Origin of the sequence: Pseudomonas sp. P97.38 (assembly GCF_001269745.1) — a bacterium.
Classification (GTDB): Bacteria; Pseudomonadota; Gammaproteobacteria; order Pseudomonadales; family Pseudomonadaceae; genus Aquipseudomonas; species Aquipseudomonas chlororaphis_E.
The window spans coordinates 582,612-596,693 of record NZ_LHVJ01000015.1; the positions used below are offsets into that span (position 1 = coordinate 582,612).

Sequence of the window (14,082 nt, forward strand, 5' to 3'; positions counted from 1 at the left end):
TCAAACCGCTCCGTGTGTCGCAAGGGCCTCGAGACGCGCCGCCAGTTGCTGCTGGAAGGCGGGCTGTTCGAGGACAGTGAGGTGTTGTGCCGGGATGACGTCGCGGGTCAGCGAACCGCTGCTCAGGCGTTCCCAGTGCGGATCGCTGAAATCAGCCTGGGCCAGGGTGTCGCTGGCCCACCAGACATGCACCGGGCAGCTCAGCCGGGCCGGCTTGAAGCTGGCCAGCAAGTGCTGGGTATGCTGCTGGTAGCGCAGCCGCGTCTGCAAATGTTCCCAGCTGTCGCCATCGAGTTGCAAGCCTTGCTGGCGCGCCCACTGCACCAGTTCCGGCAGTCTCGCCGCCGGGGGCAGGGCATCCAGTTGCGCGGTCAACGCGCTCATCAGCGGCGCCGGCAATTGGCGCATCAGCGCCTGGCTGTCGGGGGTCAAGGCCTCGACCGCCGATTCCAGCAGCGCTTGGACGCTGTCCTCCGGCGCCTGGTGCTGGTATTGCGAGTCGATGATGCCCAGGAAGGCGACCTGTTCGCCCAGGCTTTCCAGGCGCGCCGCCGCGGCGATCGCCAGCAGCCCACCGAGGGAGAAGCCCAGCAGGTGATAAGGCCCATGGGGTTGCCGTTGGCGCAGGTGTTCGACGTAGAGCGCGGCGAGGCTCTCGATGTCGCCTCCCAGCGCCGTGCTGTCCTCGGCCAGGTAGGCCGCCTGCAAGCCCCAGAGATTCCAGGCCTGCAACGGCGCCAACAGCGCGCGGTAGTCCTGCACATGGCCGGTGGAGGGGTGGAAGCAGAACAGGTTGGCCGCTTCGACGCCGGGCGGCGACAGCCTGACCAGCGGCGACAGTTTCAACTCGGCCTGCACCAGCGCCGCAAAAGCCGAGACGCTGGGCGCGTTGAACACGGCGTTGACGGTCACCGGCGCCGACAGGGCGGTCTGCAAGCGGCTGGCCAGCGTTACCGCCGCCAGGGAATGGCCGCCCAGCTCGAAGAAGTCATCGTCGATGCCCACTCGCTCCAGGCCCAGGACCTGCGCCCAGACCTCGGCGAGCAGGGCCTCCAGCGGTGTGCGCGGCAAGGCACTGCCGACCGTGTCGAGCACTTTGTCGGCCCATTGCTGCAAAGTCTTGCGGTCGAGCTTGCCGTTGCCCATCAGCGGCAACGCTTCGACGATCCGCAGGGTCGGCAGCATGTAGTCCGGCAGGCAATCCTGGGCCTGGCCGTGCAAGCGCGCGACGCTGGTCGAATGCCCGGGTGCCAGGGTCATGAAGGCGAACAATTGCTGGCCGAGTTCGCCACGGGGAATGCACTCCACCGCCGCTTGGGCCACACCGGGCAGGCCGGCCAGTTGGGCCTGTATCTCGTCGAGTTCCACGCGAAAGCCGCGGATCTTCACCTGGCGGTCCGCACGCCCGGCGATCTCCAGGCTGCCGTCATGGAGGTAGCGCGCCACGTCGCCGGTGCGATACAGGCGCTCGCCGGGCCCTTGCGCCGACTCGATGAACCGTCCGGCGTCCTGTTGTGCGTCCAGGTAACCCCGCGCCAGTTGCGGGCCGGCGATGTACAGCTCGGCACTTTGGCCGGGGGCGACGGGCGCCAGTTGCTCGTCCAGCAGGTACAGGCGCATGCCGTCGAGACGGTCGCCGAGGGGCAGGCGGCGATAGTCCACGGCCGGTTCGAGCTGGTGCATCACCACCCCGACCGTGGTTTCGGTGGGGCCGTAATGGTTGAAGATCGTCAATGCCGGCGCGTGTTCGCGAATGCTGCGCAGCAAGCGTGGTGAGCAGTTTTCGCCGCCGAGGATCAGTTGCTTGCGCGGCAGCACGGCGGCGCTTTGGGCGTGGATCAGCCAGGCGTCGAGCAACGACGGTACAACCTTCAAGTGATCGACCGGATGCTGCGCCTGCCACGTGGCCCAGGCCTGGGCATCCATGGCGGTTTCCTTGTCCAGCAGGTGCAGTTCGCCGCCGCTGAGCAGCGCCGGGAACAGCAAGGTGTAGCCCAGGTCGGCGGCCAGCGACGTGACCACCGCGCTGCGCTCGCCGGCCGCCAGTGACAGGCGCCGGGAGATACTGGCGACGTAGTTGGCAAGCTGGCGGTGCTCGACGATGACGCCTTTGGGCGTGCCGGTGCTGCCGGAGGTGAACAGCACGTAGGCGGCGTCTACGGGTTGGACCTCGTGCTCCGGTGCGTGGCTCGGGCCTTGCTGCCAGAGCGTTTCCTCGCGCAAATCGAGGCTGGCGACGGCGGGCAGGGCGGGGGCCGGGCCCGCCGCGCCGCTGAGGATGAACGCCGGTCGCGCCTGTTGCAGGATGGCCAGGGAGCGTTGGGCGGGTTGATGCACGTCCAGCGGCACGAACGCCGCACCGCTTTTCAGCACGGCGAGCATTGCCAGCACCATCGGCGCCGAGCGATCCAGGTACAGCGCCACGCGGTCTTCGCGACCGATACCCTGGGCCCGCAGGTACTGCGCCAGTTGGTTGCTACGTGCGTCCAGCTCGGCGTAGTCCAGGTGCCCATGGTGGTCGCGCAGGGCCACGTGATGAGGGTATTGGTTGGCGCAGGCGCTGAAGCGCGCCGGTACGCTGGCCAACACCGCTGCGCCGTCGAGCGGGCTCTCTAGCGCCGCCAGTGTTGCGGCGAAGCTGGGGGCCTGCAACGACAGCGTCGACAGCGATTTGGCGGGGTTGGCGAGGGCGTCGAGCAGCAGCGACTGCAGCTGTTCCAGCAGCATCGCGGCGGCCTGTTCGCTGTAGCGGTTTGGCAGGTGAGACAGGTTCAGGCGATAGCCGCTGCCAATCGTTTCAGCCACCAGCAGCAACTCCATGCCTGCCGGGATGGCGTGGGCGTCCAGCACGCTGAGCGTCGAGGCGCTGCTACCCAGGACGCCGAGCCGCTCGGGCAGTTGCGCGCCCCACTGGAAGCCGTAGTGCGACGCTTCGGATGCCTGGGCGGTGCTGACGCCGCAGTATTCCTGCCATTCGGTGGCTTGCTCGCAGAGGTTTTGCAGGTGTGCCAGGGCCTGGGCGAACGAGCTCTCGGGGGCCGGTTGCCAGCGCAGGGGCAGGGGCTTGGCGAACAGACCCCAGCAGTCTGCGAGTTCTTCGTAGTCGTCGCGGCAATCGTGGACCCAGTTCAAGGTCAGGGCCGGGCTGTCGCCGCTGCTCAGGCGTTGCAGCAACACGGCCCAGGCGGTCATCAGCACCTGCTCGGCAGACGCGTCGTGGCGCTGGCAAAAGCTGTCCAGGGCTGCGTTCAACAGCGGGCTGGCGAGCAGGCGAGTGGTCACCGGGGTGGCGGCGCGGTCGCTGCGCACCTGGCGGTAGAACAGTTCACCGGTGGTTGCGGGCTCCACCGCTTGAGTGGCCCAGAAGCGCCGGCCATGCTCGGCGTCTTCGTCGGCCTGCAATTCGTAGAGCCAGGCGCTGTATTGGGTGTAGGTCATGGCTTCGTCGTCGACCGTCGGCGCCTGCGCGCAAGCCAAGGCCTGGGCCAGGCGCAGCAAGGTCCCGCGGTCCGCGCCCAGGGCTGGCAGTTGCAGGCTGAGCCGATGCCGATCGGCCCCCACCGATTGCACCTCGACACGGATGGCGTCGTGTGCGGTGACGGCCGACTCCACCACCTGCAACGGCAGCAACAGGCCCGGCTCGGGCCGTACCCGCAGGCGTAGCGCTTCGTGGCAGGCGCTCAGCGCGGCGAGCCGTTGCTGCACGCGCTCCAGGGCCAGCGCGCCGCTGATCTCCAGCTCCAGGCGCGCCGACGGCAAACCGCCCAGCCACTGGCTGCGTTGCTGTGGCGAGAGGGCGAAGGCTTCTTCACGCTTTTCGTAGGCGCTCATGCCTGCACCTCCGCCGCCGGCTGCTCGTCGGGCAGAGCCCCTTTCAATTGGTCACGACGCATCATCTGGCCCATGGCGACACAGATCTTGCGCTCGCCTTCGAACGGGTCGCGGGCGTGGGCCACCAGCATGTTGTCGAGCATCACCATGTCACCTTTTTGCCAGGTGAACCGCACGGCGCAGTCTTCGTACGCCGCACCGATCACGTCCATCACTGCGTCTTCGATCACGCTGCCGTCGCCGTAATAAACGTTGCGTGGCAGGTGTTGCGGGCCGAACAGATTGATCAGGTTGCTGCGTACTTCTGGCTCCAGGCAGGCGGTGTGGTGCAATTGCACCTGGTTGAAGAACGACAGCTCGCCGGTCTCGGGGTGCTCGACAATGGCCGGGCAGTGCTGGGCGATGCGCAGGTTATCGGCCCCCAGCCATTCCCAGCGCATGCCCGATGCCTGGCATTGGCGCTCGACTTCCTCGCGCTGTTCGGTCTTGAAGAAGTCCTGCCAGCGCACGTCCAGCTTGTCGGTGAAGTGGCGCACGTAGAGCAGGCCCTGGCTCTTCAAGCGGGCGACGATGTCGTCCGGCAGGCGCGCCAGCACCTGGCGGCAATCGACGATCGGCGTGCAGCCGCCCACCGGCGACGGTGTCTCGCAATAGAACCACTGCTTGCGCGGCCACTGCGGCAGGTGCGAGCTCTCGTTGTGGAAGAGAATCATGTGTTGTTCCGGGTACGGCGTGGAGTGGTAGATGTTCTTGCCGGAGGTGTTCTTCGGCAGGTCACCGTAGGTCCCGTAGAGGTCCGGTTCGATGGCCTGGGCGAACTGCTCGAAAGCGGCGGCGTCCGGCAGGTTGAAGCCGCGGAACAGCAGCCCGCCGTGGGTGCGCAATTGCTCGTTGATCCATGCCCGGGCTTGCAGCGCCCAGTGCGCCGGGTCGAGGTCGCCCAGCAGCGGTTCGATGACCAGCGGCAGGGGCTGTCCGGCGATCAGCGTGCGGGTGCGCACCTGTTCGTGGGCCAACTGGCTGACGGCGGTGGCCCGGGTCTGCTTGAGCTTGCTCAGCTTGGACAGCTTGCGCGCGCTGCGTGCCGTCGCGTCGTCGGCCGGTGCTTCAGGCTGGGCCGGCGTGCTGCTGTCCTGAGGGTGCGCCAGGCGCCACGACCAATCGTCCAGCGCTTGCCCGGAAGCCGAGGCGATCCGCTCCACCAGGCTCTCGAAGCCTTGTTCGAGGCGCTTGACGGTCGCTTCCTGCAACACGCCGGTGCGGTAAACCCAACGCACATTCAGGCCTTTGGCTTCGTCTTCCTCGACAAACACGGCGAGGTCGAACTTGCTGCTTTCCTGGCGCGGCACCAGGTGTTCCACCGCAAGGTCGGCCAGGCTGGCATTGCCGGTGGGCGTGTTCTGCATGACGAACAGCACCTGGACCAGCGGATTGACTCCTGGCGTACGGGGCGGTTGCAGTTCCTCGACCAGTTTGTCGAACGGCACCTGCTGGTGCTGGAAGGCCGACAGGCAGTCTTCACGCAGGCGTTGCAGGCGCTCGTCGAACCCTTCGCCTTCGCTCAGGCGTGCGCGGATGGGCAGCACGTTGACGAAAAAGCCGATGAGGTGTTCCAGCGCCGGGTGTTCGCGGTTGGCCAGGTCGGTGCCGACGATGAAGTCGTTGGCCCCGGTGGCGCGCTGCATCAGGCTGTTGAAGGCGTTGAGCAGGACCATGAACAGCGTCGCTCGCTGCTGTTGCGCATAGGCCTTGAGCACCTGCGCCTGGGCCGGGCTGAACCGTTGCTCCAGGGCCGCGCCCTGGTAGTCGGGACGCGCCGGGCGCGGGTAGTCGAGCGGCAGCGGGATCAGCGTCGGTGCACCGTCCAGTTGGCGGCGCCAGTAGTCGATGGCCCGTGCCAGTTGGCGCTGTTGCGCTTCGCTGCGTTGCCAGTAGGCGTAGTCGGCGTACTGGACCGGCAACACCGGCAAGTCCGGGGGCGAACCGCGGGTGTAGGCCTGGTAGCCGGTGATCAGCTCCTGCACCAGGATACCCATGGACCAGGCGTCGGTGGCGATGTGGTGCAGCACCAGTTGCAGCACGTGATCGTCCGCGCCCAGGCGCAGCAACCGGGCGCGCAGCATCGGCGCCTGTTGCAGGTCGAATGGGGTGCCGGCCTGCTCGTCGATCAGGCGTTGCAGGGTGTGCGCCTGCTGTTCGCCGTCGAGCGGGGCCAGCTCGGTCGGCGTCAGGTCGACCACGGGGGCCGGGCTGATCACCTGGCAAGGCTGGTCGCCGTTGAGCTGGAAGGCGGTGCGCAGTGATTCATGGCGCTCCAGCACGGTTTGCAACGCCGCTTGCAGCGCCGGGATGTCCAGTGCGCCGCGCAACCGCACCACGGTGCTCATGTTGTAGGCGGCGCTCGGGCCTTCGAAACGATCGAGGAACCACAAGCGTTGCTGGCTGAACGACAACGGCAACGGCTGGTGCCGTGGCGCCAGGGCGATGTCGCTGTCGCCCGCGGACTCGACCGGGGCCTCGCGCTGGCGGTCCACCGCGGCGGCCAACTGCTCCAGGGTGCCGCGCTCGAACAGCGTGCGCAGCGGCAGGTTCACGTTCAGGCGTCGACGAATCCGCGACAGCACCTGGGTCGCCAACAGCGAGTGACCGCCGATGGCGAAGAAGTCGTCGTGCACGCCGACCGTGTCCAGGCCGAGAATCTCCTGCCACAGTTGCGCCAGGACCTGTTCGGTTTCGGTGCGCGGGGCCACGCACAATGCTTCGGTGGTCTCGGCCTGGGGCACACCGCGGGCGGCGAGGGCGCGGCGGTCGACCTTGCCGTTGGCGTTCAGCGGCAATTGCTCCAGCGCCAGCCAGCGCGCCGGCACCATGTAGCTCGCCAGTTGGGCGCCCAGGTAAGCGGCCAGCACCTGTGGCGCGGGCTCGTCGCCCAGGTCGGCGGTGCTGTCCAGCACGTACCAGGCGACCAGTTGCAGGGCTCCCCGGGTATCGGGCAGCGCCAGGACGGCCGCGCTGTTCACCGCCGGGTGTTGCATCAGGCGGTTTTCGATCTCGCCGAGTTCGATCCGGTGGCCGCGGATCTTCACTTGCTGATCGCGGCGGCCGAGGTATTCGAGCACGCCATCGGCGCGCAGCCGGCCGATGTCACCGCTGCGGTACAGCCGTGCATCCGCCTGGAACGGGTGCGGGACGAAGGCTTCGCGGGTGCGCTGTGGGTCGCGCAGGTAACCGCGCCCCACGCCGACGCCACCGATGCACAATTCACCGGGAACGCCGATGGGCACCATGCGCAGTGCTGAATCGAGCACGAACACCTGGTTGTTGGCGGTGGGTTTGCCGATAGGCATGTGCAGGCAGTCGTCGGCCGGGGCTTGGGTGATTGGGTGGAAGGCCACGTCATCCGAGCATTCCGCCGGGCCGTAGGCGTTCATCAGGGCGATGGTCGGGAAGCGTGCGAACCAGTCCCGCGCCAGGGCCGGTGGCAAGGCTTCACCGGTGGGCAGCAACCAGCGCAGGCTTGCCAGGGTATGGTGCGCCTGGCTTTCCTGGAGCATGCCGCGGATCAGCGCCGGCACGGTTTCCAGAAGCGTCAGCTCGTGCGCCTGGACGGCGTCGAGCAGGGCCACCGGATCATGGGCCTGGGCGTCGGGAAGGATCTGCACGGTGGCGCCGAACAGCGGTGCGGCGAGGAACTGCCACACGCAGATATCGAACGCCGCCGACGCGGTCTGGGCAATCCGGTCGTGCTCGCCCAGGCCCAGGCTCGGGACCTTGCCGAACATGTTGTTGAGCATCCCGCGTTGCTCGACCATGACCCCTTTCGGCGTGCCGGTGGAGCCCGAGGTGAAGATCACGTAGGCCAGTTGGTCGGGGTCGTGGGCGTAGGTGACCGCCGGTGCCTCGCTGCCTTGCCAGAGCGCTTGGGCGACCAGGCAGGTGGGTTGTCGACGCAGTTGTGGCAGGACGTTGTCCAGGGTCGCGCTGGCGCTGTCGCACACCAGCAGCAGCGGGGCTTCGCCGAGGTCCAGCAGCTCCGCCAGGCGGGCCGGCGGCTGCTGGATGTCGAGGGCCTGGAACGCGGCGCCGGCCTTGAGCGTGGCGATCATCATCGTCAGCAGGGCCAGGCCACGCTCGGCAAACAGCGCCACCAGGGTTTCCGGGCCGGCGCCAGCCTGTTGCAGCGCGTGGGCGATGGCGTTGGTGCGGCGGTCCAGTTCGGCGTAGGTCAGCGATTGGTCCTGGCAGACCGCGGCGATGTGTTGCGGGCGGCGACGGACCTGGTCGGCGAACAGCGAGGCATAGCCGCGCTCCAGCGGGAAGTCGACGGTGCTTGGGTTGCACTCGACCTGCAAGTGACGGCGCTCCGCTTCGGGGAGCATCTGCAAGCTGCCCAGCGGTGCCTGTGGCTGGTCGAGCATGCTGGACAGCAATTGCACCAGATGGCCGAGCATGCGCTGCACGGTGTCGGTGGTGAAGCGCTGGCTGTCATAGGACAGGCGAATGCCCAGGCGATCGCCGGGGTAGAGCACCACGGTCATCGGGAAGTTGGTGTGCACCCGGTCTTCATAGATGTCGATGCTGAAGGCATCCAGTTGCACGCTGCTGATGTCCAGCGGGGCGTTCTCGAACACCACCAGGCTGTCGAACAGTTGCTGGCCGCGGGGTACTTCGCTGCAACGCTGGATGTCCACCAACGACGCGCTTTCGTGCTCGCGCAATTGCGCGTTGTGCGACAGCAGCGCTTGCAGCCAGTCGGCGACCGGCGCTTGCGGGTCGACGTCCACCCGCAGCGGCAGGCTGTTGATGAACAGCCCGACCATTTCCTCGACGCCGGCAAGGTCGGTGGGACGACCGGCCACGGTGACGCCAAACAGCACGTCGCGGTTGCCGCTGTAGCGCGACAGCAACAACGCCCAGGCACCCTGGATCCAGGTGTTCGGCGTCAGTTGGTATTGCTGGCACAGCTGCTGCAAACGCTGGGTCTGGGCGATGCTCAGGGTCTGGTCGAAGTCACCCACCTGTTCCGGCGCCTGTTCGGGGCGCGCCACGGGGCTGTCCACGTGCAGCGGCGTCGGTTCGCTGAAACCGGCCATCTGCGCCTGCCAGAAAGCGTGGGCGGCGGCCATGTCATGGCGCTCCAGCCAGCTCATGTAACCACGGAACGAACGCAGGCGCGGACGGGCTACCGGCTCCTCGCGCACGATGGCCTGGTAGATCGCCAGCAGGTCTTCCATCAGCAGGCCGAAACACCAGGCGTCGGTGAGGATGTGGTGGAAGCTGCGCACCACGGCGAAGCGACGCTCATCCAGTTGGAATACCCGCAGGTGGGTCAGGGGCGCACACGCCATGTCGAAGCCTTGCAGACGCTGGGCTTCCAGGGCCTGGTCCATCGCCAGGCGTTGCTGCTCGGTATCGAGATGGCGCAGGTCCTGCCAGTCGAACGCCGCATGGGTCTGGCGGTAGACGCATTGCAGCGGTTCGTGGTCGTCCTGCCACCAGAATGCAGTGCGCATCATCGGGTGGCGTTGCAGGAACAGCTGCCACGCCGCTTCCATCGCCGGGCGTTGCAACACGCCGTCCCAGCTGTAGCGCTGTTGCATCAGGTAGATCCCGCTGTGGGGTTGCAACAGGGTGTGCAGCAGCATGCCCTGTTGCATCGACGACAGTGGGTAGACGTCTTCGATGTTCAGCCAGTCCAGCGGCTCGGCCGCCAGGGTCGCCGCTTGTTTGTGGCACAGCGGGAAGGCCTGGCTGGCGGGGCGCAGGTCGGCGGCGTTGATCAGCCCGGCCAGTTCGCCCAAGCGTTGCACGAGCTGCGGCGCCCAGGTGACGGCGAGGGCGCCTTGGCAGCGCAGGTGCAGGCAACCGTCCTGCCACCAGGCGTCCAGGGTCAGCGGGCAGCTCGTTGCCGGCAATGGGCTCGCCGCCTCGACCTGGGCCAGGATGCCGTGTGCTTCGCGGTGGCTGTCGCGGTTGCCCTGCCAGCGAATGGCGACTGCTGCCGGCGGCAGGTCACGCAGGGGTTCTTGCAGGTACGTGTTGTCCGACAGGTAGCGCAGGGCACCATAGTCGACGCCGTGCTGCGGGTAGGCCCGCCATTGCGCGGCCAGCGCCTGCACGCGTTGCAGCAGGTTGTCGCCTTCGGCCTGGAGGAAGTACGGCACCGCCAGGTCCAACGGACCGAGGATGCGGGCCGGCTCCAGGTCGGCCACGGCAATCGGGGCATTGACGGGCAGGCGTTCGGCGGCGGGGCGCCCACCCTGTACGCTCAGCGCCAGCAGGCCGGCGCCGCCGTGCTCACGGCACTGTTCGGCCACGGCAGCGGCCAACAGGCTGTTCCAGTCCAGTTGCAGCACTTGGGCCACGCGCTTGAGGTCGCAGGAGAGGCTGGTCGGCAGCGCCTGTTCGACCAGGTCGGCCGATGGCTGGCTGGCCGGCAGTTGCAGGGTATCGGCACCGGCGTATTGCAGCCAGTGCTCCCAGGCCTCGTCCAGGGCATCGCCTTGGGCGTGGTCCTGCTGGTGCCGGGTCCATTGGGTGAAGTCGCCGCCACCATAGGACAGGCGCACCGGCCGTTGATAGCGCAGTTGCGCCAGCGCCAGGTTGAGGTCGCTCAGCAGCAGTGACCAAGAGGCTTCGTCGACGCACAGTGGGTGAGCGGCCAACAGCAAGAACGGCTTGCCGGCCACGTCCAGCAGTCGGGCATGCAAGGTCTGGCCGGCGTCCAGCTCCAGGGCATCGACGCCGGCCTGGGCCAGGCGCTGCAATTGCCCCGCCGTGCAGGCGGCCAGGGTTTCGCTGCCGATCACCGACGCCTTGGCCGCGCCCAGCACCCGTTGTTGCCATTGGCCTTCGGGCAGGGCCTTGAGCGCCAGGCGCAAGGCCTGGTGGTGTTGCTGCAACGCACTGATCGCCTGGCCCAGCAGTTCGCCGTCAAGGGCCTGGGCCAGCGCCACGCAGCGCCAGGTGGCGTCCAGCGGACCCTGTTCCAGGCGGGCTCGTTGGCCGGCGCCCAGGGGCAGTTCGTAGCCTTCGGCGAGGTTGTCCGTCATTCCCTGGCTGGCGTCGGCACCCAGTACCCGGGCGATGTCAGCGATGGTGCGGTTCTCGAACAGTTGGCGCGGGGTGAGTTTCAATCCCTGTTGGTTGGCGCGGGCGATGATCTGCAGGTTGATGATCGAGTCGCCGCCAAGGGCGAAGAAGTTGTCGTGCACGCTGACCCGTTCCAGCTTCAGGACGTCCTGCCAGATCTCGGCCAGCAACGCCTCGACGTCGTTGCGCGGGGCCACGTGATTGGCGCTGTCTTCGGTAGGCTTTTGCGGGGTCGGCAGGCGTTGGACGTCGACCTTGCCGTTACGGGTGAGGGGCAGTTCATCGAGGGTAATGAAGTGCGCCGGGACCATGTAGTCCGGCACGCGGGCGCTGAGGTCGTTGCGCAGCTTGGTGGCGGACAGCGATTGGCTGGCGACCAGCCAGGCCACCAGGCGCAGGGTGCCGTCCAGCTCCACGGCACGCACCAGGGCCTGCTCGATCAGCGGCGACAGGCGCTTGATCTGCGCCTCGACTTCCCCCAGCTCCAGGCGGTTGCCGCGAATCTTCACCTGGCTGTCGACGCGGCCGAGGAACGCCAGTTGGCCGTCCACTTGCCAGCGCACGCGGTCACCGGTGCGATACCAGCGCTGCTGTTGCGCATCCAGGTGGAAACGTTCGGCGGTGAGGTCGTCGCGATGCAGGTAACCCCGGGCCAGGGCGCCGCTGATCAGCAGCTCACCGCTGACCCCGGTGGCGGTCAGGCGACCGTCGCCGTCGACCACTTGCAAGTGGCGGTTGGGCAGCGGTCGGCCGAGGGCAATGCTGCGCAGGCCTGGGGTCAGTTCGGTGGCAATCGCGCCGACCGTCGCTTCGCTCGGGCCGTAGTGGTTGAACACCCTCAGCCCCGGCGCCAGGCGATTCACCTGCTCCAGGAGCACCGGGCTGAGGGCGTCACCGCCGAACACCAGCAGCGAGCGCGGCAACAGCCGCGCATTGGGCAGCGCCTGCAACAGGCCGGCGAGGTGGCTTGGGGTGATCTTCAGTACATCCACCGGGTGCCGGTCGAAGAGCTCGGCCAGGGCCAGCGGGCTGAAACCGCTGTCCTCGTCCACCAGCAACAGGCTGGCGCCGCTGCACAGGGCACCGAACAGCTGGGTGTGGCCGAGGTCGGCGGCAATGCTCGACAGCAAGCCATAGGTGGCGGCTGAAGGCGGGTTGAGCACGGCGTGCACCGCCGTCAGGTAGTCGACAATGGCGCGGTGCTCGACCACCACGCCTTTCGGCGTGCCGGTGGAACCCGAGGTGTAGATCACGTAGGCCGCATCGGTCGGGCTGTGGGCCACGGCCGGTGGCGTGTCGGGTTGACGGGCGAGGGTGTCGGCCTGTTCCGCCAGCCACAACGCCTGGGTATGTTCGGCCAGTTGCTTGAGCAAGGGCGACGGTGTGGCGCCAAGCAGCAGCGCCGCGCGGCTGTCCACCAGCACGTCGACCAGACGCCCGGCGGGTTGCTTGATATCCAAGGGCAGATACGCCGCGCCGGCCTTGAGGGTGGCGAGCAGGGCGATCACGAAATCGGCGCTGCGCTCGAAGGCCAGTGCGACTACGCTGCCCAGGTCGATGCCTTGGGCGCGCAGGCAGTGGGCGAGGCGGTTGGCCTGCTGATCGAGTTCACGGTAGGTCAATGCGACCTGGTGATCGCGAACCGCCAGGTGCTCGGGGCAACGGGCAGCCTGCTGTTCGAAGCGCTGGTGCAGGCATTCGAGGGGCACGGGCAGTTGCGCGCCACGGCCTTGCGCCAACAATTGCTGGCGCTCTTCGGCGTCCAGCCATTCCAGGCGGTTGACCTGGCACTGGGCTTGGCTGGTCATTGCCAGCAGGATCGCGCGCAACTGCGCGGACAACACCGCGACTTCGGCGTCGCTGAAGCGGCTGCGGTCGTAGCTGATCAGGTAGTGCAGTTGGGTGTCCGGCATCACGATCAGCGACAACGGGAAGTGGTTGCGGCCCTGGGTGAGGGTCAGGCCGTCGACCTGCTGGTCGTTGGCCGGGGCGCTGAAGCTCAAGCCACCGGTGTCCTGGTTGAGGGCATCGGTCACCGGGAAGTTCTCGAACACCAGGATCGAGTCGAACAACGCCTGCTCGGCGGCAATGCGGGTCATCGCCTTGAGTTTGCCCAACGGCAGGTAGGCGTGGTGGCGCAGGTCGCTGTTGGCGTGCTGCAACTGTTGCAGCCAGTCCACCAGCGTCGGGCTCTGGGCCCACTGCACCCGCAGCGGCAGGGTGTTGATGAACAGCCCGACGGTGCTGTCCACCGCCGCCAGGTTCTCCGGCCGGCCGGCGACCGTGACGCCGTACACCACGTCGTCGCGTCCGGCGTGCTGGCCCAGCAACAACGCCCAGGCGCCCTGGATCAAGGTGTTGATGGTCAGGTCATGGCGCCGGGCGAACTGGGTCAGTTGCTCGGTTTCACCTGCGTCCAGGCGGCTTTCCCGCTCGGCGAACGGCGCGCCCGACGGCGCGGCCTGGCGAGTGGCGAAGGACGGCAGCGGGGTCGGTTCGCTCAGGTCCTGCAACTGTTCGCGCCAGAACTGTTCGGTGGCGGCCATGTCCTGTTCCGCCAGCCAGGCGATGTAGTCGCGGTAGGGGCGGGTGGCTGCCAGGTGGGCCGGGCGGCCGTGGGCCTGTTCGTAGTACAGCGCCAGCCACTCCTGGACTGCGATGCCAACGCTCCAGCCGTCCATGAGGATGTGATGGAAGGTCCAGATCAGGTGCCAGCGCTCGGGCGCCAGGCGCACCAGGCACACGCGCATCAGCGGCGACTCGTTCAGTTCCAGCGGTTGGGCCCGTTGCTCAAGGCCCAGTTGCTCCAGGGCCGCCTGCGTGTCGGCGCGGCCCTGCCAGTCCAGTTCGGTCAGGGGCAGGTCGACGTCCTGCTGCACCACCTGGTAGGCATCGTCCAGCTCTTCCCACAGGAACGCACTGCGCAGCACCGCGTGGCGTTGCATCAGCGCCTGCCAGGCCCCGCGAAAGGCGCCCAGTTGCAGCGGGCCGTTCATTTCCAGGGCCAGTTGCTGGTAGTACACCCGCGAGTCCGGTTCAAAGACACTGTGAAACAGCAGGCCGTGCTGGGTCGGCGAAAGGGAGTAGATGTCTTCGATGTTGTTCATGCTTGCTTGGTCCATTTCAAAGGCTTGAAAACAGTGAGCGTCGGTCTGGCGC

2 protein-coding genes are annotated in these 14,082 nt (G+C 67.6%); both read right to left on the reverse strand.

Annotated features, from left to right (window positions below; all coding sequences use genetic code 11):
- Window positions 1–3,831, reverse strand: coding sequence for an amino acid adenylation domain-containing protein (locus AD664_RS12860; protein WP_053147009.1), 3,831 nt, complete (start codon window positions 3,829–3,831; stop codon window positions 1–3).
- Entirely contained in the window at window positions 3,828–14,030 is a 10,203-nt protein-coding gene (locus tag AD664_RS12865) for a non-ribosomal peptide synthetase (RefSeq protein WP_053147012.1), read from the reverse strand. Before AD664_RS12865 ends, AD664_RS12860 begins: the two co-directional genes overlap by 4 nt.
- Window positions 14,031–14,082: the final 52 nt, after the last annotated feature.